Below are 20,569 nucleotides of genomic sequence, written 5' to 3'. Positions count from 1 at the left end.
CCATGCCACTCTCTTTTGATGGCCAGAGAATTCTTATTCTTGGCGCAGGTGTTACGGGAAATGCTGTTGCCCGATCACTTGTGAAAAGAGGTGCTGCTGTAAGCATCGCTGATGAAAACCCAGCTGCTAAATCAGAACACACAGTTATTGATGCTAAGAATGTAGTAATTAAGGATTTTGATTCAGTAGTCGTTTCACCAGGCTGGCGACAAGATCACCCATTGGTGGTTGCAGCAATGTCGGCAGGTCTAACACTTCTCAATGAAGTTGATTTGGCGTGGCAGATTAAGAGCGAGATTGCACCAGGGCAAAAGTGGCTGGCATTAACTGGCACCAATGGAAAGACCACCACAGTTGAAATGGTTGCAGCAATGCTAAAAAGTGGTGGGCTCAAGGCAACGGCCTGTGGCAATGTTGGTGAAACTGTTATTGAAGTCGTTGATCGCAGTGATGCTTTTGATGTACTAGTTCTTGAGCTTTCCTCTTTTCAACTTCACTGGTCTAAGCAGGCTCAATTTGTGGCATGTGCAATCCTCAATATTGCCGATGACCACATTGACTGGCATGGAAGCTTTGATGCTTACGCTAAAGCCAAACTGACAATCCTTGATCGTGCAACAACTGCGGTTTTAAATGCAAGTGATGGTGAAATTCTTAAGCGCTCAAGCCATTGGCAGGGCCGCAAAGTCTTTTATAGCTTAGAGACTCCAGCACCAGGTGAGATTGGCTTGGTGGAAGAACTACTGGTTGATCGTGCATTTGTTCAAGATCCACAAGAAGCATCTATGTTTGCTGAGTTAGCTGAAGTAAAACCAACAATCCCACATAATGTTTCCAATACTTTGGCCGCTGCTGCTCTTGCCAGAACCGTTGGTGTTTCTCATGAAGATATTCGAAGTGCAATCAAGGCCTTTAGACCGGGGCGCCACCGTATTGAAACAGTGCATACAGCTGATTCAATCAACTGGGTCGATGATTCCAAAGCCACAAATCCGCATGCGGCGACTGCATCACTACTTTCACATGAGTCAGTGATTTGGATTGCTGGGGGATTGGCTAAAGGTGCAGCGATGGAAGAGTTAGTAGAGCGCACTGCCAAGCGAATTAAAGCTGCCATTCTCATTGGCACCGATAGAGCTCTCATTGAAGCTGCACTTATCAAGTTCTGCCCAGATGTTCCACGTGTTCTAATCGATGGTAATTCATCGCAGGAGTTAATGGAAAAAGTAGTGAGTGCGGCCCAAGGCTTTGCTCAATCAGGGGATACGGTTTTACTAGCACCGGCATGTGCCTCTATGGATCAATTCGTTTCCTATGCCGATCGCGGTGATCGCTTTGCTGCGGCAGTGAAGAAGGTTGTGAGCAAATGAAAGTACAAAAGCGAAGCACGCTTTTCTCACGCCCCATCAATCTCTATTACATGTTAGTTGGCAGCACGATGGCCTTGAGCATTTTTGGACTCATCATGGTTTTTTCTGCCTCCTCTATTTACTCTCTTGAAAACAAGGGCGCAACGTGGGCAATTCTCTTTCGCCAACTCATATTCTTAGTTCTAGCACTTCCTATGGCATGGGTGCTCTCTCGCTTTTCATTAGCTAGATGGAAATTCTTTGCCCGCTTTGGTGTTCTAGCTTCAGTAGGATTACTTGCTGTCGTGCAATTGCCTGGTGTGGGCAAAAGTGTGAATGGTAATAACAACTGGATATCACTTGGCTTTGCTGATGTTCAACCCAGTGAAATCGCCAAGTTCTTAATGATCTTGTGGGCGGGCTCAATTTTGGCTAAACGAGAGAGCGCTGGAGACATTCAAGCTAATGTTCTTAAACTGATTGCTCCAGCATTCTTACTTTGTATCTTTTTAGTTCTACTTGGAAAAGATCTAGGAACAGCTTCAGTATTTGCCTTTGTTTTGGCAGGAATGCTCTGGGTTTCTGGAGTCCACCTCAAACTATTTGCAGCGATTTCAGCAGTGGGATTTTTGGGTATTGCAGCATTGATTATTTCGGCTCCTTATCGCGTTGCTCGATTCTCGGTTTTTCTCAATCCATTTGCTGAAGATCAATACAAATCAGTGGGTTGGCAGCCTGCTCACAGCCTTTTAGGCCTAGCTAGTGGTGGCTTATTTGGTGTGGGACTTGGAGCTAGTCGCCAAAAGTGGGGAAATCTTCCTGAAGCCCATACCGACTTTATTTTCTCTGTCATCGGTGAAGAGTTAGGTCTGTTTGGAACTATCGCAACTTTGTTAATGCTTTCAACACTTTTGTTTTCTATATTTAAAATTGCATTGCGAACCCAAGATCCCATGGTGCGCTATGTCTGTTCAGGCATTGGGTGCTGGATAGGTGTTCAAACTGTGCTCAACATCGGCTCTGCAGTCAGCGTTCTTCCAGTGGTGGGTGTAACTTTGCCACTACTTTCCTATGGAGGTTCGGCGTTGATTGCTACGTATATGGGAATTGCATTTGTTATTGGTGCGGCCCGTAGAGATCCAGCAATTTATAGAGAACTGGAAAAAACAGGAATACCTAAATGGCTTCGATAGTTCTTGCTGGCGGGGGCACCGCAGGCCACATTGAACCAGCGCTGGCTGTGGCACGTGTGTGGCAAAGCGCTAATCCAAAAGATGAAATTAGCTTTTTAGGAACTGCGCAAGGTTTAGAAAATACTTTGATTCCTGCTGCAGGCTTTAGCGTTAGCAATATTCCAAAGGTTAGAATTTCAAGAAAGCCTTCGCCTTCTTGGTTGAATATTCCCTTTGACTTAGTTGCATCAGTAAAGGCCTGCCATTCGCTCTTGAAAGGTGCAGATTTACTCATTGGCTTTGGTGGTTATGTCAGTGCACCTGCCTATATCGCAGCTCGCATTCTCGGCGTTCCAACGATTATTCATGAGGCCAATGCAAAGCCTGGATGGGCAAATCGACTAGGCGCACTCTTCACCCCTTATCTAGCAGTTGCTCATGGAGTTAACGCAGGCATGTTTAGTAAAGCTTTGATTACGGGCTTACCACTTCGAAGTGATGTTGCCGCTGCGCTCAAGAGCGCTGGAGCTGATTGGCACAAAGCCAGAGCAGAGGCAAAGATTCGTTTGGGTTTTAGTCCTGCTACACCTTTGGTTTTCGTCATGGGCGGATCACAAGGATCGGTTGCAATAAATAAAGTGATAGAGCAAGGCGTGCCGATGTTTTCAACCAAAGGTATTGCCGTGATGCATTCAGTGGGTCGTGCAAATGTGTTGCCACCAGCTACTGATCTCTATCGCCCAGTGGCATATGTGGACCAGATGGCTGATGCCTATTTAGCTGCTGACCTGATTATTGCGCGCAGTGGGGCAGTGACTTGCGCTGAATTTAGGGCCCTTGGCCGTTACGCTCTTTTTGTGCCACTGCCAATTGGAAACGGAGAACAGTTCCACAATGCACGTGGTTTAGTCGCAGATGGGCGAGCTGAAGTTATTGATCAAAAGGAATTCACAACCAGCTATTTGCACACTCATATTGATGCCCTACTTGCTTCAAGTAACTCAGCACCCCTTGAGGGATCAACGCTAGATGCAGATGCAGCTCTAAAAATCGCAGCTTTAGGCCAGCATGCACTGGAGGCTCGATGAATAAGCCAACGTTGCAATCTCTGATTGGCAAGCGCGTTCACTTTATTGGCATTGGTGGCGCAGGTATGAGCGGTTTGGCTCGTATTTCACTCTCTCACGGAATCACTGTCAGTGGTTCAGATGCTAAAGATTCATCAGTGGTTAAAGCTCTGCAGGCACTCGGTGCAACTATTTCAACAACGCATGCCGCCGCTAATGTGGATGGTGCTGATTTAGTTGTTTACTCAACTGCGATTTCAACTTCTAACGCAGAACTTATGCGAGCCCAAGAGTTAAAACTTATGACTCTTACACGCGCTGCCGCACTTTCAATATTGATGTCTGAATCAAAGAGTATTGCTGTGGCAGGCACCCATGGCAAGACCACAACATCTTCGATGATGGCTGTTGCATTACAGGCATGTGGAGCTGATCCATCTTTTGCAATAGGCGGAACAATTACTGCTTCTGGCTCTAACGCTCACCGCGGAACAGGTGAAATCTTTGTTGCAGAAGCCGATGAATCTGATGGCTCATTTATTGAATATCATCCATATGCCGCAATAGTGACAAATGTTGAACATGATCATGTTGACTTCTTTGCAACTCCAGCCGACGTCGCCCAAGCCTTTAAAGATTTTGCTGCAACTATTAAGGCTGAAGGCTTCCTTACATACTGCGCAGATGATGAAGGCGCTAAGGCCTTGGCCTCAACTATTACAACGTGTGCGTTGATTTCTTATGGAGTTGGCGAAGAGTGCGATTTGAGATTAGATTCCATTGAGTTAGAGGCAATGGGCTCACGCGCCCGTGCAATTTGGCGGGGTAAAGTCGTTGGTTTCATTGAACTTCAAGTACCAGGCCATCACAACTTACTTAATGCCGCTGCGGTACTTGCAACAGGATTAAATCTTGGTTTTGCTGCCCCTGAATTACTCACGGGATTGGCTGTCTTTAGGGGCACAGGACGACGCTTTGAACTCAAGGGAACAGTGCATGGAATCCGAGTTATAGATGATTATGGACATCACCCAACAGAGATTGATGTGACATTAAAAGCTGCACGTCGCTTTGCAGGTGATGGACGCTTAATCGTTATCTTCCAACCACATCGCTATTCACGAACTAAAGCTTTTTCATCCCAGTTTGCCAAAGTGCTCGATATGGCAGATCGAGCGATTGTTCTAGAGGTCTATGCAGCAAGTGAAAAACCAATTGCCGGTGTTACATCCCGTTTGATTACAGATGCAATGAGCCATGGGGAGTACATACCTAATTTCATTGAGGTCACAGATTCAGTTATTGATTCAGCAGAGCCACAAGATGTGATCATCACTCTTGGCGCAGGAGATGTCAGTTCTTTGGCACCCATCATCGTTGACGGTCTGAGCCGTCGTTTCGGATAAATGAAAAACAAACGCCTCATAGCACTTGCTACCGCGATCTTTGTAGGAGCTGCCTCCTATGCCTTGGGTTGGTCAACTCTTTTCACGGTCAGCTCTGTTGAAGTAACGGGGACAGATCAAAGATTGCCTCAAAGTATTAAGGTCGGAGAGAAGCTGGCACGAGTGGAACCGCGGGCAGTTGCAGCGACCTATGAAAAGTTTGCATTTGTGCAAGATGCACAAGTGAGTAGAAATTGGATTTCAGGCAAAGTTACGATTTCTATTACATCAAGAACCCCAGTTGCCATCTTCAAAAATCAAGCGATAGATGATTCAGGAAAAGCTTTTGTAGTTAAGGGCCAGCTGCCAGCCGCTTTGCCACAGATTCAGGCTGGCTCAGTTGAAATTGCCGTGGCGGCCGTGGAGTTCATGAAATCATTACCGGAGGAGATTAGGTCGAATCTAAAGATTCTTAAGGTTCGAAGCACAGGGGCTTATGTCATGGACGTTGATGTGCAGGGCCGAAAGGTCGAAGTTCGTTGGGGATTTGCAACAGAGAATGAGTTAAAAGCAAAGGTTTATAAGGCTTTATTGGAACAACCAGAAAATGCAAAGTTAAAGAGGATGGATCTCTCTGCACCACATGCACCAATCGTTAAATAAAGTTTTTTAAACGACACAATAAATAAATCATGTCGGTGTTTGATTAAGAGCCTTGCGCACTTTACGTTCGCCTTATAGAAAACGTTGAATTATAAGGCTCAAGTAGAGGTTTATGGTTCCCAAGGAGGATACAAGTGGCTTCACCGCAGAATTATTTGGCAGTCATCAAGGTTGTTGGTATTGGTGGCGGTGGAGTAAATGCAATCAATCGCATGATTGATGTTGGACTCAAAGGTGTTGAGTTCATTGCAATTAACACAGATGCACAACATTTATTAATGAGTGATGCAGATGTGAAATTAGATATTGGTAGAAAAACAACACGTGGTCTTGGCGCAGGTATGGATCCAGATAAGGGACGCGAAGCAGCACTTGATCACGCAGATGACATTGAAGAAATTTTGCGCGGTGCAGATATGGTTTTTGTTACCGCAGGAGAAGGTGGCGGAACTGGAACTGGCGCAGCACCTGTCGTTGCAAAGATTGCTAAAGATATTGGTGCACTAACTATTGGTGTTGTTACACGCCCATTCTCATTTGAAGCAAAACTTCGTTCAGCTCAAGCAGATGTTGGCATCGAAGCACTTCGCGCAGAAGTTGATACTTTAATTGTTATTCCAAATGATCGCCTTCTTGCGATTTCAGATCGCACCATTACTTTGGCAGATGCCTTTAAGAGTGCAGACCAAGTTCTACTCTCTGGTGTTCAAGGAATTACAGAGATCATCACTCAGCCTGGATTAATCAATCTTGACTTTGCAGATGTGAAAGCAGTTATGTCCGGAGCAGGTTCTGCGTTAATGGGAATTGGTTCTGCACGGGGAGAAAATCGCGCACTACGTGCTGCTGAGTTAGCTATTTCTTCACCACTTCTTGAAGCATCCATTGATGGTGCTATGGGAGTCTTGCTTTCAGTTTCTGGGGGATCTGATCTTGGTCTCTTTGAAGTCAATGAGGCCTGTGAGTTAGTTCAATCTGCTGTTCACCCAAATGCCAAGTTCATCTTCGGAACAACAATTGATGATGCTCTAGGTGATGAAGTTCGTATCACTGTTGTTGCAGCTGGCTTTGAAGGTGGGGAACCGCGCAAGGTTGTGACTCCAGTTATTGATGCTGCGACTTTGGGCGGGGTTGCTAATCCAATTCCAAGCAATGACCCAATCTCAGTTGCTTTGGATTTAGATTCTGAATCAACTCCACGCCGCCGAGTTACTTTTGAAGAACTCGTCGCCGAGGATGAGATCGACGTTCCAGACTTCATGAAGTAAGGGCAATTGCCTAGCGTTTTTACTACTAGGCGCAATGGCGCAAGCCTTGCGCCCTATGAGTCATTGAACTTAGCTCAACATGTGGGTGATTGTGCTGAGACTGTTGCACGTAATCGCGAACTTCTATCGAAAATTACTGGACCTATTCAGTTTATGAATCAAGTCCATCGTGATGAAGTTGTTGAAGTAAAGAGTATTGGTGATGACCCAACCTGTGATGCCTTGATTACACGTGAGCCAGGAATTGCCTTAGCGGTGATGGTTGCTGACTGCATTCCGCTTTTGCTCTCATCATCAACAGTTGTTGGCGCAGTCCACGTTGGCAGGCGTGGGCTCATGAATTCAGTGGCGGTTAAAGCTGTCGATGCGATGCGAACACTAGGTGCAGATCAAATTCATGCCCAGTTAGGTCCATCTATTTGCGGGCGGTGTTATGAAGTTCCACAAGAGTTAGCCGATGAAGTAGTTGCTAAGCATCCTGCGGCATCATCTCTGACTAACAACTTAACCCCGGCGTTGGATTTACCGAGAGCTTTGATTGCAGATTTAGTAGCAATCGGTGTTACCTATGAAGCTTCAACAATCTGTACTTTGGAAAATGATGAGTATTTCTCCTATCGCCGCCATAACATCACGGGAAGAAATGCAGGTGTGGTGTGGCTATAGATCGCAGAAGTGAGATTGCAGGCAACTTAGAGGCAGTTCGTGAGCAGATATCAAAGGCTGCTGAAAGTGCGGGCAGGTCAGTCGATGAGATAACACTTATTGCAGTGACTAAGACTTTTCCAGCAAGTGATGTTGAGATTTTGAAGGACCTAGGTGTGAGTGATTTTGGTGAAAATAGAGATTCAGATGCAGCGCCAAAGGCGGTTGCAATCTCGGGAACGTGGCATTTTCAAGGCCAGATACAGAGTAATAAGTTGAAATCAATTACTTCTTGGGCCAATGTGATTCATTCTTTGGATGAGATTCGACATTTTGAAGTGATTGAGAAAAGCGCTGCGCATGCTCTCGATATCTTCTGTCAGGTTTCACTGGATGGTTCAGAGGGGCGCGGGGGAGTAAGTGAGCAAAAGCTCTATGAACTGGCCAAGGAGATAGAGAAATCGCCGACCCACAGACTTCAAGGTCTGATGGCCGTTGCTCCTTTAGGTGTTGATCCTGCAACTGCATTTTCAAAATTATCAGCGATACATAAGGCTTTTATGGCCGATTTTCCAAAGGCAAATAAATTATCTGCTGGCATGAGTGGGGACTTTAAAGAGGCCATTGCCCATGGTGCGACACATATTCGGATAGGTATCCAAATCCTGGGTTCGCGCTAGGGCTACAGGTACCGTTTACCTATGGCTAATGCACTCAAGCGCGTCGCGAACTACTTAGGTTTGATGGACGACCCAGAATTCGATACACCAATTGCAACTTCAACTGCTCCAGCAACGACATCAAGTGATGTGCGAATCAAACCGCGCTCACCACGTCCGGTCTCTTCAGTTGTGACAACCTCTTCTGTAGAAGTTGCACCGCAATTAGATTTACCAGTCCTAGATCGCATCGTCACATTGCACCCACGTTTTTATAACGAGGCCCGCACAATCGGTGAGCACTTTCGTTTAGGCAATCCAGTCATCATTAATTTGACAGACATGGATGAGTCAGAGCACAAGCGCTTAGTTGACTTTGCAAGTGGACTTGCATTTGGTTTGCACGGAACAATTGAGCGAGTGACAAAGAAGGTTTTCCTTTTGTCTCCAGCTAATGTTTCAATCGATGTTGAAGACAAGTCAGCTGCAGCTCAAGCAAGCTTCTTTAATCAGAGCTGATCTCAGTGAGTATCGGAGCGTTACTTGCTAACGTCCTGCAGTTATTTCTCTTTGCTTTACTAGCTCGTTTAATCCTGGATTATGTCCGTATGTTTGCACGCAACTGGCGACCTAAAGGTATTGGTCTGCTGCTAGTGGAACTTGTTTATAGCATCACAGATAAGCCAATGGCATTTGTCGGACGCTACATCCCGCCACTTCGCCTTGGAGCAGTGAGCCTAGATTTATCTTTTATTGTTCTCTTCTTCGGAGTGCAATTACTTATGGGGTTAGTTCGCTCGCTTTAGTAAGTGTGACTGCAATACCAAGTTCATTATCTTCAACTGTAAGTGAAGAGTCTTGAACCATGGAGAGTGCTAGTACTTCATCCTTAATATGAGCTTCATCGCTGGCAATGGCTGCAGCAATTTGGGCAGTTGCATTGAACTTCACATTAATGCGATCTGAGATTTCAAAACCATCACTCTTTCTGCGCTCTTGAATAAAGCGAATAACTTCGCGCACATGCCCAGCAGCAATAAGTGCTGGGGTGAGCTCTAGATCAAGTGCCACGCTTTCACCCTCATGAGAGGCCACCATCCAGCCGGACTTTGGAACTTCTGTAATAACCAGATCGTCCAGAGCGATTTCCCAACTACCTAGCTGGGTTGTGCCAGAGGAACGCAGAGTTTTCACAAGGGCAGTTGCATCACTGGCCGCAATTGCCTTAGCAATCTCTTGGACTGCGCCACCAAATTTTGCACCTAGTGATTTGAAGTTAGCTTTAATGGAGATATCTACTAAATCTCCATCGGCGCTAGCGATGTCTTGGAGATCAATAACGTTGAGCTCATCTGCAATCTGCTCACGCATTTGTTCAGGCAAAGATGCCCAACCACTTGCAGCAATCAGGGCACGGCCCAAAGGTTGACGAATCTTGATGCCAGATTCAGCGCGAGATGCACGACCCAGTTCAACGATGCGACGGGTGAGTGCAACTTGCTTTCCAAGTTCGCGATCAATGACTGCTGCATCTGCAACTGGGAAGTTAGAAAGGTGAACTGAAGCAACTGCAGAAGAATCGGCAGGGATTACCAACTCTTGCCAGACTTGTTCTGTAATAAAGGGAACCATAGGAGAGAGAAGTTGAGTCAGAGTTACTAGGCACTCGTGAAGAGTAGAAAGGGCGCTGACATCTCCATCCCAGAACCTGCGTCGTGAACGGCGCACATACCAGTTTGAAAGATCATCAATAAACCTTGCTAGTGCACGACCTGCAACCTGTGAATCAAAATCACTGAGTGCGACATCTACTTCCTCAATCAAGAGATTGAGTTCAGAGATAATCCAGCGATCCATGAGTGGTCGATCTGCAATCTTTGTGCGCTGGCTTAAATCAAAGTTAGAAGCATTGGCATAAAGGGCGTGGAAAGAAACGGTGTTCCAATAAGTAAGCAGTGTCTTTCGAACAACTTCATTGATTGCATCATGGCCAACACGGCGCGCAGCCCAAGGTGAGCCTGCAGCCAACATGTACCAGCGAACAGCATCTGCGCCATGTTGATCCATAAGGGCCATTGGTTCTAGGACGTTACCCACGTGCTTACTCATCTTGCGACCATCTTTATCCAAGATGTGTCCTAAGCAGAGCACTGTCTTATATGAGGATTTATCAAAGACCAAAGTGCCAATAGTCATGAGTGTGTAGAACCAGCCACGTGTTTGATCGATAGCTTCACAAATAAAGTCAGCAGGATATGACTCTTTAAACTTTTCAACAGAGCCTTCCTTGTGCGGATATCCCCATTGGGCAAATGGCATGGCTCCAGAGTCATACCAACAATCGATAACTTCTGGAACACGCACCATCGTGGAATCACAATCAGCGCAAGCAAAAGTAATGTCATCAACAAATGGGCGGTGAGGATCAAGATTTGAGAGCTCTTGCCCAGCAAGTGCGCCTAACTCGGCTAGTGAATCAACACAGATTTCGTGCTTGTTTTCACAGCGCCAAATAGGAAGGGGAGTACCCCAATAACGATTACGTGAAAGTGCCCAGTCGATGTTGTTGTTGAGCCAATCGCCATAGCGCCCCTCTTTAATTGTCTCTGGGTGCCAATCAGTAGCTGCGTTTTCGCGAAGCAGAGCATCCTTAATTGACGTGGTGCGGATATACCAGGATGGTTGTGCGTAATACATCAAAGGTGTGTGACAGCGCCAGCAGTGCGGATAGGTGTGCTCATATGGTTGATGCTTATAGAGAACACCACGGGCCTTTAACTCTTTGACTAATAACTTATCTGCCTCTTTAAAGAAGATTCCGCCAACAACGTCTACTTCCTTTAAGAAGTGTCCATCAGGTGCGATGGGATTAACAACAGGCAATCCATATGCACGGCAGACCGCTAAGTCATCGGCGCCAAATGCTGGAGATTGGTGAACGAGTCCAGTTCCATCTTCAGTTGTCACATACGTTGCAAGAACAACGTAATGCGCATCAGGAATCTCTACAAAATCAAAGGGGCGCTTATACGTTGTGCGCTCTAGCTCTTTTCCAAGCATTTTCTTGAGAATCTTCTTCTCGCCCTTAACGCTCTCCAGTAGGGCCTCGGCAACGACTAGAACTTCACTGGCTTCATCGACAGTAACTTCAACAGCTACATAATCCACTTCTGGATGCACTGCGATTGCAGTGTTTGAAACTAAGGTCCATGGCGTCGTGGTCCACACTAGGAAACTGGCGTTGAGTGCTACTAAATCACCTGATGTAATTGGAAAACGAACATAGACCGAAGGATCTGTGACAGTTTCATATCCCTGTGCCAATTCATGGTCAGAGAGTCCAGTTCCACAGCGCGGGCAATATGGTGCAACGCGATGATCTTGAACGAGTAATCCCTTTTTCCAGATCTCTTTGAGAGACCACCACACACTCTCCACATATTCAGGTGACATAGTCCAATACGCCTCATCGAAATCAACCCAGAAGCCCATGCGATGTGTCATGTCGGCAAATGCACCAACATGGCGTTGGACTGACTCACGGCACTTGTCATTAAAAGCTGCGATTCCATATTTTTCGATATCGCCTTTACCGGCAAAGCCCAACTCTTTTTCAACAGCAATTTCAACGGGCAAACCATGGCAATCCCAACCAGCTTTGCGGATTACATGTTTTCCCTTCATTGTGTGAAAGCGGGGGAATACATCTTTAAATACACGCGCTTCAATATGGTGAGCGCCAGGCATTCCATTTGCAGTTGGCGGACCTTCATAAAACATCCATGCAGGTGCACCTTCACGGGCCGCAAGAGTTTTTTCAAAAATCTCGTTATCGCGCCAGAACTTTAAAATCTCGTGCTCGACGGCAGGCAGATCAACTGCTGCTGGAATTGCGCGAAACGACATAAAAAATCCTCCACGAGTAGGAAAGAACTCTGGAGGGACGTGACCTGCTGGCGCAGATCTCGCGGTACCACCCGCCTTGCGTGAAACTCACGCCACTTCACTTTTCTATCCGCGGCTAGTTCTAGATGGTTTGCACCATTTCTTCTAGCAAGCTCGTGAGGTGATGGCCCCGTCAATGCTCATTTGCGGTAGTGGCTCAATACTATCGTCTAGTTAAGCCAAAAAATGCCCGTGGCTAATTGGTAACAGCCCCTGAAGAGCATTAAGGTTCGCGACATGCCTAAGAAGCCGGTCAAGAAAGCAGCAGCCAAGAAGGCTCCTGCTAAGAAGGCTGCCGTAAAGAAGAAGGTAGCTAAAAAGGCTCCAGCAAAAAAAGCACCAGCCAAGAAAGCAGTGGCTAAGAAAGCCGTAGCTAAAAAGGCTCCTGCCAAGAAAGCACCTGCTAAAAAAGCAGCGGTAAAGAGCATTCCAGTCAAAAAGGCACCAGGTAAGCCATTTCCATCAAAGACAACTCTGACTGTTGATGAAAAATCTCAAACAGTTTCAGTCTCAACGATTTCTGCGCCAGTTGCTGCCCCTGTAGTAGAAGAGCGCCGATTGGTAATGCCACCACCACCGCGTCCAGCTAAGAGCGGTAAAAAGGTTGCACCACTAAAGCCAATTAAAGTTGCTCCAACACCAATTGTGGTCAGTGAGAGTGAATCACCATGGACTGCAGCAGAGCTTAAGAGCATTCGTACTGAGATTTCTAAAGAGTTGGCACGTCTTCGCGTTGAGCTGGAAAAAGTTGAAGTGGAGATGGATTCACTTATTCAAGAATCTGGTGAAGGCGCCGGAGATGACCAAGCAGATGCAGGTACTAAGACTTTTGAACGTGAACATGAAATGTCGCTAGTGATTAATGCTCGTGACATGGTTTTGCAAACAGAGCGTGCCTTAGATCGAATTGACTCTAAGACCTATGGAAACTGCGAAGAATGTGGAAGTGCAATTGGAAAGGCCCGTTTACAAGTATTTCCCCGGGCCACTTTGTGCATGATCTGCAAGCAGAAGGAAGAACGGCGCTAGCAGTGCGCGTGTGGCGCACACTCTTAGGTGTTGCCTTGCTTATCTGGCTTGCGGATTTAGCAACCAAAATCTGGGCAGTAGATTATTTGTCCAACCGAGGTCCAGTAAAAGTCATTGGCTCACTTTTTCAACTCACCTTCGTGAGAAACTCTGGAGCTGCCTTTTCTTTTGCTGAAGGGGCAACTCTGTTTCTATCTCTCTTTGGAATTGCTGTATTAATCGCAATTGCTTATTACGCACCTGCATTGACCTCAAAGGGTTGGGGAGTTGTTTTAGGCCTAGTAATGGGTGGAGTTTTAGGAAATCTGACTGATCGCATATTCAGAGAGCCAGGATTGCTTCGTGGCCATGTTATTGATTGGTTACAACTGCCTAATTGGCCTATATTCAATATTGCAGACACCGCAATCGTGGTTGCTGCCTTTATATCTGTTGTTTTAACTGCGCGAAACATTCCACCAATTAAAAAAGAAGAGTTGATATGAGTAATCGAGAACAGCGCACCCTGTCAGTGCCAGAAGGCGTTGCTGGTGAGCGAATCGATAGTGCTCTCACCCGTGTGCTGGGCCTTTCGCGCACAGCAGTAGTTAAGCTGCTCGAAGATGGCGATATCAGAACATCTGGAAAAGCCATGGCTAAATCAGATCGCGTGAGCGCCAACCAAGTTATTGATGTGTTGATGCCAGCTCCAATTAATCAAGATCCAATTCCGCTCACTCCGCTAGAGGGCCTTTCAATTGTTTATGACGATGATGCAATCGTTGTTATTGATAAGCCCGTGGGTTGTGCTGCCCATCCAAGTCCAGGATGGACGGGACCAACTGTTGTCGGTGCATTGATGGCAGCCGGTTATTCAATTTCAACAAGTGGGGCAGCAGAGCGACAAGGCATTGTTCATCGCCTAGATGTTGGCACTAGCGGGTTAATGATTGTTGCTAAAAGTGATCGAGCATTTACTGTGTTAAAGGATGCCTTTAGAAATCGCACTGTGGACAAGATTTATCATGCACTGATTCAAGGTCATATGGATCCAACCACTGGAACTATTGATGCACCTATTGATCGTCATCCAAAAGAGGATCATCGTTTCGCAGTAGTGGCAACAGGAAAAGATTCCATAACCCATTATGAAGTTATTGAGTTTTATCGAGGTGTTTCATTAGCCAAAGTTGAATTAGAAACCGGTCGTACACACCAAATCCGTGTCCACTTCTCTGCACTCAACCATCCACTTGTTGGCGACACAACATATGGCGCAGATCCTGTTTTGGCTAAATCTCTAGAGATGAGACGACCTTGGCTACACGCCAAGGAGCTCATGTTTGACCACCCTATTACTGGTGAACACCTGAGTTTTGAAGCTCCATACCCAGCCGATCTCACACGCTCATTAGCGTTGCTATCTGATGCAGTTCTGCCTTAAGTAATAATCTACGACCACCATGACTTCTGAGAATTTCGTACATCTGCACGTCCATACCGAGTATTCAATGCTCGATGGCGCAGCGCGTGTTCCCGATTTAATGCAAGAAGTTGTCAGACAAGGCATGCCAGCAATTGCAATGACAGATCATGGAAATGTTTTTGGTGCTTATGAGTTTTATAAGCAAGCGAAAAAAGCTGGTGTTAAGCCAATCATTGGAATTGAAGCCTACGTTGCCCCTGAATCTCGCTTTGATAAAAAGAGAGTGCAGTGGGCAAGTGGTGGTGAAGATGATGTTTCCGGTGGCGGTGCTTACACGCACATGACAATTTTGGCTGAGAATAATGTTGGTCTCGGCAATCTCTTTCGTCTATCTTCTCTTGCATCCCTTGAAGGTTATTACTACAAGCCCCGCATGGATAGAGAACTTCTAGCTCAGTATTCCAAGGGATTGATTGCGACTACGGGTTGCCCAGGTGGAGAGATCCAAACTCGTTTGAGAATGGGTGCATATAAAGAGGCAATAAAGGCTGCAAGTGATTATCGAGATATTTTTGGTGAAGGCAATTTCTTTTTAGAGGTAATGGATCATGGAATTGATATTGAAACTCGCGTCAAAGCTGACTTGCTCAAGCTTGGAAAAGAGTTAGGCCTTCCACTTCTTGCAACCAATGATCTGCACTACACATTACAAGCAGACTCTGGTGCACATGAGGCTCTGCTCTGCGTTCAATCTGGTTCTACATTGGCAGATCCCAAGCGATTTAAATTCGATAATGACTCTTTCTATGTCAAAACTCCGGCACAGATGCGAGAGCTCTTTAAGGACATTCCAGAGAGTTGCGATAACACATTACTTATTGCCGAGCGCTGTGATGTGACTATGCGAGAAAATGAAAATCTCCTTCCGCAATTTAGTGTTCCAGCTGGAGAGACGGAAGATTCTTGGCTTAAGAAGGAAGCCGTGCGCGGCATGAAGGAGCGTTTGGGGGACAAGCTCACACCTGCACACGAATCTCGTCTTGATTATGAACTAGGTGTGATGGAGAAGATGGGTTTTCCTGGTTACTTCCTTGTTGTTGCTGACTTAGTAGGACATGCAAAGAAAGTTGGTATTCGGGTTGGACCAGGTCGAGGATCGGCTCCAGGTTCACTGGTTGCTTATTCACTTGGTATTACTGGTTTAGATCCACTTGAACATGGACTTTTGTTCGAGCGCTTTCTTAATCCAGAACGTATCTCTATGCCTGATATCGACTTGGACTTTGATGAGCGTCGTCGCAGCGAAATGATTCGTTATGCAACAAATAAATATGGCGAAGATCGGGTTGCTCAGATCATCACTTATGGAACCATTAAATCCAAGCAAGCGATTAAGGACTCAACACGCGTTCTAGGTTATCCATACGTCATTGGTGAGAAGTTAACAAAGGCTTTGCCGCCATCGGTTATGGGTAAAGATATTTCTCTTGGTGGAATCTTTGATTCTAAAGATGATCGCTACGGTGAAGCAGGGGAGTTCCGATCACTGTATGAATCAGATCCAGATTCAAAGCGAGTGGTTGATACGGCCCGTGGTCTTGAAGGATTAAAGCGCCAGTGGGGTGTTCACGCAGCTGGAGTTATTCTCTCTCGCGAACCATTACTCGATGTCATTCCAATCCATCGCCGCGAAGCAGATGGCGCAATCATTACTCAGTTTGATATGGGTGCATGTGAATCCATTGGCTTACTCAAGATGGACTTCTTGGGCCTTCGAAACCTCTCTGTTCTAGATGATGCGCTGCTCAACATTAAAGAGAACCAAAACATTGATGTGGTGTTAGAGGATTTAAAGCTCGATGATAAAAAGACATATGAACTGCTCTCACGCGGTGACACTCTGGGTGTGTTCCAGCTCGATGGTGGACCAATGCGTGCGTTGCTCAAATCTATGTCACCGGATTCTTTTGAAGATATTTCGGCTGTTATCGCTCTCTATCGTCCAGGTCCTATGGGTGAGAATGCACATAACAACTACGCCGATCGCAAAAACAAGCGAAAGCCAGTTGAACCTATTCACCAAGAGCTATCAGAACCTTTGCACGAAATTCTTGGTGACACATACGGCCTAATTGTTTATCAGGAACAAGTAATGGCTATTGCACAAAAGGTTGCTGGGTTCTCACTCGGACGTGCAGATCTTTTGCGTAAGGCGATGGGTAAGAAGAACAAAGATATTTTGGATAAGGAATATATTCCTTTTGAAGCGGGTATGCAGGCCAATGGTTTCTCAACTGCTGCTATCAAACGCTTATGGGACGTTCTTATTCCATTCTCTGATTACGCTTTCAACCGAGCACACTCAGCCGGCTATGGTGTTGTGTCATATTGGACGGCTTATTTAAAGACTAACTACCCAACTGAATACATGGCTGCGCTGTTGACTAGCGTTCGAGATGATAAAGATAAATCTGCCTTGTATTTAAGTGAATGCCGCCGTATGGGAATTAATGTGTTGCCACCGGATGTCAATGAATCAAATGGTGAATATACCCCTCGTGGAAAAGATATTCGCTTTGGTCTTGCAGCAATTAGAAATGTTGGTGAAGGCGTTGTTGCATCCATTAAAGCTGCGCGTGAGAGTAAAGGTCGATTCACATCCTTTGGTGATTTCTTAGCAAAAGTAGATGCGCAAGTGTGTAACAAGAAGACAATTGAATCCTTGATTAAGGCGGGAGCTTTTGGCTCACTTGGAGCAACTCGTAAGGGCTTGATTGCTGTTCACTTGGAGGCAATTGATTCTGTTATTGAGAGCAAGCGTGCTGAGGCCATTGGACAATTTGATTTATTTGGTGGAGAAGCCATCACTGAGGTTTCAGGATTAGATATTGAGATCCCAACTGGTGAGTGGGATAAGGCGATGCTGCTTAGCTATGAGCGCGAGATGCTGGGTCTCTATGTTTCCGATCATCCACTTTTAGGCGTTGAACATGTGCTTCGCGCAAATACAGATATGTCTATCAGTGAATTAGTTGATGAAGGCGCGCAACATGAATCAGTTGTCACTATCGGCGGCTTAATCACTAGCGTTACTCGCAAGGTTTCAAGGCAAGGAGCTTCATGGGCCGTAGTAACAATTGAAGATCTTGAAGGATCTTTGGAAGTTCTCTTCTTCTCAAACACCTACAACCAGTATTCAATGTCGCTAACTGAGGATCGAATTGTGACTGTTCGTGGTCGCGTTGATCGCCGTGAAGAGAACCTGCGATTTACAGCCCTTGAAATGTCTATGCCAGATATTTCTGCAGGTCCTACAGGTCCTCTTGTGATTTCAATTCCAATGTCTCAGTGCACGCCACCTGTGGTTGATCGCATTAAGGAAATTTTGCGTTCACATCCAGGTAAGCGAGAAGTGCATCTGTCATTGAGTGAAAATGGCAGCAGCACAGTAATGAAGATTGATGCATCGGTCACAGCTTCTCCATCACTGAGCGCAGATCTCAAATCTATTCTTGGGCCTAACTGCCTGGTTTAAATTCAAGTCCGCCGTGTTGGGCTCAGCCGTTACAATTAGCATGTGATTCGCACCGTTGATCTTCGTGGCAAAGCCCTTACTAAGGCTGGATATAACGCCGAACTTCCGCGTGCAGCTTTAGATGTTGCCCAAGCTATGGCTCTGGTTGAGCCAATTCTGCACCGTGTGAAAACCGGTGGAGAAAGCGAACTCATTAAATTGGCGCAAGAATTCGATGGCGTAACTCCTGCTTCTATTCGTGTTCCACAGCAGGCTTTGGATTCGGCTTTAGCGTCATTAGATCCTGCAATTCGGGCAGCGTTAGAGCTTTCAATTGAACGAGTGAGAAAAGTTCATAATGATCAGGTAAGAGCTGATAGGACTACGAACGTTGTTGACGGTGGCACGGTTACTGAAAAGTGGATCCCAGTTGATCGTGTGGGTCTTTATGTTCCAGGTGGACGAGCGGTATATCCAAGTAGCGTTGTCATGAATGTGGTACCTGCACAAATTGCAAAGGTTTCATCGATAGCTGTTGCTTCACCACCGCAAAAAGAATTCGCAGGTCTGCCTCACCCAACTATTTTGGCAACGTGTGCACTACTTGGTGTAACTGAAGTCTTTGCTGTTGGGGGAGCCCAGGCGATTGCCATGTTTGCTTATGGTGTTGAAGGTCTGTGTGAAAAGAGTGATCTGGTTACAGGTCCAGGCAATATCTATGTAGCTGCTGCAAAACGCGCATTACGTGGTGTGATTGGAATTGATTCAGAAGCTGGCCCAACTGAAATTGCAATTCTGGCTGACTCTTCTGCTCGAGCAAGTGATGTTGCAGCAGATCTAATTAGCCAAGCCGAGCACGATGTAATCGCGGCAGCGATTTTGGTTACCGACTCAATTGATTTAGCAAACAAGGTTGAGTCCGAACTTAAGATTCAAGTTGGAAAGACTAAACACAAGGAGCGAATTACATCTGCCCTTTCAGGCGTTCAGTCAGCAATTGTCTTAGTCGATGACATGAAGCAGGGGATTGATGTTGTTAATGCTTATGCTGCAGAGCACTTAGAAATTCAGACAAAGAATTCGCGCGAAGATGCTGCACAAATTAGAAACGCTGGAGCAGTCTTTATCGGACGCTTCTCACCAGTCTCACTTGGAGATTACTCGGCAGGCTCTAACCACGTCCTGCCTACAGGCGGATGTGCTTGCCACTCAAGTGGATTATCTGTTCAGACATTTCTGCGTGGACTTCACTTCATTGAATATGGCGAAAAAGCATTTACTGATTTAGTTCCGACAGTTGTGACGCTAGCTAATTCAGAGGACTTACCCGCACATGGGCAAGCAATGACAATTAGATTGGAAAATTCGTAAATGAATTGGCCAACTTGGTTGCCTCTGCGCAAGGACTTAACTCCTCTTACTCCTTATGGCGCACCACAAGTTCCTGCGCAAGCATCATTGAACACTAATGAGAATCCCTATTCACCTTCACCTGCTCTGCAGAAAGCGATTGCTGATGCTGTGATGGTTGCGGCAGCGAATTTGAATCGTTATCCAGATCGTGATGCCAATGAACTGCGAACTAAGTTGGCTGGATACATCAATTCAACGTCTAGGGTAAATCTCACAATAGATAACATTTGGGCAGCTAATGGCAGTAATGAGATTATTCAATCTATTTTTCTAGCATTCGGTCAGGGGAGTGCACTTGGCTTCACGCCCTCTTATTCAATGCACCCACTCATTGCCAAGGTGTGTGGAACAAATTGGGTGGATGGAAAGCGAAATTCTGATTTCTCACTAAACGTCGAACTTGCTATTGAGCAAATTGTGCAGATTAAGCCAGCATTAACTTTTATCACAACGCCTAACAATCCAACAGGTGGATCTGTTTCAATCTCACAAATTAAGTCACTTGCTGATGCTGTAGCAAAGGTCAATGGTCTACTGATTGTGGATGAGGCATACGCTGAATTTTCAACTGAAGATTCTGCAGTAACACTCATAGCTAAGAATCCTCATGTTGTTGTTATACGGACAATGAGTAAAGCGTTTGCATTTGCAGGAGCACGAGTGGGATACATGCTCTGTGATAGTTCGGTAAAAGATGCCATGATGCTTGTGAGATTGCCGTATCACTTAAGTGCATTGACTCAAGCTGCGGCATCAGTTGCCATAGATTTCAAAGACGAACTACTGGGATATGTCTCTGAGTTGATACGGGCTCGGGAGGCAATGACTGCGCAGTTACACGCACTCGGGCTCAAGGTTGTCCCGAGCAGCGCCAACTTCATCTTGTTTACAGGATTTAAGGCCGAAGCCCCTAAACTTTGGAGTGAACTACTCGGTAAAGGCGTCCTAATTCGAGATGTCGGACTACCAGGGTATTTGCGAGTAACTGTCGGCAATGAAGCCGAAAACACATTATTTATAACTGCATTAAAAGAACTCATCTAAAGAGAGGCCAC

Annotated in this window: 17 protein-coding genes; 16 read left to right on the top strand and 1 reads right to left on the bottom strand. The window is 45.9% G+C overall.

Going from position 1 to position 20,569, the window contains the following annotated elements; translation table 11 throughout:
- Window positions 1-2: 2 nt before the first annotated feature.
- From murD to A7sIIA15_RS04230, 10 genes are all read left to right on the top strand, one after another.
- On the top strand, window positions 3-1,370 hold the full coding sequence (murD, locus tag A7sIIA15_RS04275; RefSeq protein ID WP_095685938.1) for a UDP-N-acetylmuramoyl-L-alanine--D-glutamate ligase: 1,368 nt from the start codon (window positions 3-5) through the stop codon (window positions 1,368-1,370).
- Window positions 1,367-2,542, top strand: a complete 1,176-nt coding sequence (ftsW, locus tag A7sIIA15_RS04270) for a putative lipid II flippase FtsW (protein WP_095685937.1) — start codon at window positions 1,367-1,369, stop codon at window positions 2,540-2,542. The genes murD and ftsW overlap by 4 nt, the downstream gene beginning before the upstream one ends.
- Window positions 2,530-3,609 carry a UDP-N-acetylglucosamine--N-acetylmuramyl-(pentapeptide) pyrophosphoryl-undecaprenol N-acetylglucosamine transferase gene (locus A7sIIA15_RS04265; RefSeq protein ID WP_095685936.1) on the top strand — a complete coding sequence of 360 codons (1,080 nt, stop codon included), beginning with the start codon at window positions 2,530-2,532 and terminating at the stop codon, window positions 3,607-3,609. Before ftsW ends, A7sIIA15_RS04265 begins: the two co-directional genes overlap by 13 nt.
- Window positions 3,606-4,994 carry a UDP-N-acetylmuramate--L-alanine ligase gene (gene murC / locus A7sIIA15_RS04260; RefSeq protein WP_223298229.1) on the top strand — a complete coding sequence of 463 codons (1,389 nt, stop codon included), beginning with the start codon at window positions 3,606-3,608 and terminating at the stop codon, window positions 4,992-4,994. The genes A7sIIA15_RS04265 and murC overlap by 4 nt, the downstream gene beginning before the upstream one ends.
- The gene (locus A7sIIA15_RS04255) at window positions 4,995-5,636 is read left to right on the top strand and encodes a cell division protein FtsQ/DivIB (protein WP_095685935.1); all 642 of its coding nucleotides are present in this window, start codon (window positions 4,995-4,997) and stop codon (window positions 5,634-5,636) included.
- A gap of 134 nt (window positions 5,637-5,770) precedes the next feature.
- Window positions 5,771-6,904 (top strand): cell division protein FtsZ, encoded by a 1,134-nt coding sequence (gene ftsZ / locus A7sIIA15_RS04250; protein WP_095685934.1) that lies wholly within the window; start codon window positions 5,771-5,773, stop codon window positions 6,902-6,904.
- Between the two features lie 6 nt (window positions 6,905-6,910).
- Window positions 6,911-7,570 (top strand): peptidoglycan editing factor PgeF, encoded by a 660-nt coding sequence (gene pgeF, locus A7sIIA15_RS04245; RefSeq protein WP_095685933.1) that lies wholly within the window; start codon window positions 6,911-6,913, stop codon window positions 7,568-7,570.
- On the top strand, window positions 7,561-8,229 hold the full coding sequence (locus A7sIIA15_RS04240; RefSeq protein ID WP_223298228.1) for a YggS family pyridoxal phosphate-dependent enzyme: 669 nt from the start codon (window positions 7,561-7,563) through the stop codon (window positions 8,227-8,229). The genes pgeF and A7sIIA15_RS04240 overlap by 10 nt, the downstream gene beginning before the upstream one ends.
- Before the next feature lie 21 nt (window positions 8,230-8,250).
- Entirely contained in the window at window positions 8,251-8,727 is a 477-nt protein-coding gene (locus A7sIIA15_RS04235; protein ID WP_095685932.1) for a cell division protein SepF, read from the top strand.
- A 5-nt stretch (window positions 8,728-8,732) separates the two neighbouring features.
- Window positions 8,733-9,014 carry a YggT family protein gene (locus A7sIIA15_RS04230; RefSeq protein WP_223298227.1) on the top strand — a complete coding sequence of 94 codons (282 nt, stop codon included), beginning with the start codon at window positions 8,733-8,735 and terminating at the stop codon, window positions 9,012-9,014.
- On the opposite strand, the gene ileS is transcribed toward A7sIIA15_RS04230, so the two are convergent.
- A complete protein-coding gene (gene ileS, locus A7sIIA15_RS04225; RefSeq protein WP_095685931.1) occupies window positions 8,989-12,114 on the bottom strand; it encodes an isoleucine--tRNA ligase in 3,126 nt (1,041 codons plus the stop codon). The genes A7sIIA15_RS04230 and ileS overlap by 26 nt on opposite strands.
- Window positions 12,115-12,390: 276 nt before the next feature.
- Here ileS and A7sIIA15_RS04220 point away from each other — a divergent pair, with 276 nt between their 5' ends.
- From A7sIIA15_RS04220 to A7sIIA15_RS04195, 6 genes are read left to right on the top strand one after another with little or no spacing between them, the layout of a single operon-like run.
- The gene (locus A7sIIA15_RS04220) at window positions 12,391-13,182 is read left to right on the top strand and encodes a TraR/DksA family transcriptional regulator (protein ID WP_095685930.1); all 792 of its coding nucleotides are present in this window, start codon (window positions 12,391-12,393) and stop codon (window positions 13,180-13,182) included.
- Between the two features lie 2 nt (window positions 13,183-13,184).
- Window positions 13,185-13,667, top strand: a complete 483-nt coding sequence (lspA, locus tag A7sIIA15_RS04215; protein ID WP_223298226.1) for a signal peptidase II — start codon at window positions 13,185-13,187, stop codon at window positions 13,665-13,667.
- The gene (locus tag A7sIIA15_RS04210; RefSeq protein WP_095685928.1) at window positions 13,664-14,605 is read left to right on the top strand and encodes an RluA family pseudouridine synthase; all 942 of its coding nucleotides are present in this window, start codon (window positions 13,664-13,666) and stop codon (window positions 14,603-14,605) included. Before lspA ends, A7sIIA15_RS04210 begins: the two co-directional genes overlap by 4 nt.
- 19 nt (window positions 14,606-14,624) lie before the next feature.
- A complete protein-coding gene (gene dnaE / locus A7sIIA15_RS04205; RefSeq protein ID WP_095685927.1) occupies window positions 14,625-18,122 on the top strand; it encodes a DNA polymerase III subunit alpha in 3,498 nt (1,165 codons plus the stop codon).
- A 42-nt stretch (window positions 18,123-18,164) separates the two neighbouring features.
- Window positions 18,165-19,472, top strand: coding sequence for a histidinol dehydrogenase (gene hisD / locus A7sIIA15_RS04200; RefSeq protein ID WP_095685926.1), 1,308 nt, complete (start codon window positions 18,165-18,167; stop codon window positions 19,470-19,472).
- Window positions 19,473-20,558 carry a histidinol-phosphate transaminase gene (locus A7sIIA15_RS04195; protein WP_095685925.1) on the top strand — a complete coding sequence of 362 codons (1,086 nt, stop codon included), beginning with the start codon at window positions 19,473-19,475 and terminating at the stop codon, window positions 20,556-20,558. It begins immediately after the preceding gene.
- Window positions 20,559-20,569: the final 11 nt, after the last annotated feature.

This window comes from Candidatus Planktophila vernalis, from assembly GCF_002288185.1.
In the GTDB taxonomy this organism is placed as follows: domain Bacteria; phylum Actinomycetota; class Actinomycetes; order Nanopelagicales; family Nanopelagicaceae; genus Planktophila; species Planktophila vernalis.
This window is presented reverse-complemented; position numbering and strand designations above follow the sequence as displayed.

What these genes read in the sequence shown, in the direction of transcription:
- murD (WP_095685938.1), top strand. Translation starts at nt 3, where the DNA reads ATGCCACTCTCTTTTGATGGCCAGAGAATTCTTATTCTTGGCGCAGGT.
- ftsW (WP_095685937.1), top strand. Translation starts at nt 1,367, where the DNA reads ATGAAAGTACAAAAGCGAAGCACGCTTTTCTCACGCCCCATCAATCTC.
- A7sIIA15_RS04265 (WP_095685936.1), top strand. Translation starts at nt 2,530, where the DNA reads ATGGCTTCGATAGTTCTTGCTGGCGGGGGCACCGCAGGCCACATTGAA.
- murC (WP_223298229.1), top strand. Translation starts at nt 3,606, where the DNA reads ATGAATAAGCCAACGTTGCAATCTCTGATTGGCAAGCGCGTTCACTTT.
- A7sIIA15_RS04255 (WP_095685935.1), top strand. Translation starts at nt 4,995, where the DNA reads ATGAAAAACAAACGCCTCATAGCACTTGCTACCGCGATCTTTGTAGGA.
- A7sIIA15_RS04235 (WP_095685932.1), top strand. Translation starts at nt 8,251, where the DNA reads ATGGCTAATGCACTCAAGCGCGTCGCGAACTACTTAGGTTTGATGGAC.
- ileS (WP_095685931.1), bottom strand. Translation starts at nt 12,114, where the DNA reads ATGTCGTTTCGCGCAATTCCAGCAGCAGTTGATCTGCCTGCCGTCGAG.
- A7sIIA15_RS04220 (WP_095685930.1), top strand. Translation starts at nt 12,391, where the DNA reads ATGCCTAAGAAGCCGGTCAAGAAAGCAGCAGCCAAGAAGGCTCCTGCT.
- A7sIIA15_RS04210 (WP_095685928.1), top strand. Translation starts at nt 13,664, where the DNA reads ATGAGTAATCGAGAACAGCGCACCCTGTCAGTGCCAGAAGGCGTTGCT.
- dnaE (WP_095685927.1), top strand. Translation starts at nt 14,625, where the DNA reads ATGACTTCTGAGAATTTCGTACATCTGCACGTCCATACCGAGTATTCA.
- A7sIIA15_RS04195 (WP_095685925.1), top strand. Translation starts at nt 19,473, where the DNA reads ATGAATTGGCCAACTTGGTTGCCTCTGCGCAAGGACTTAACTCCTCTT.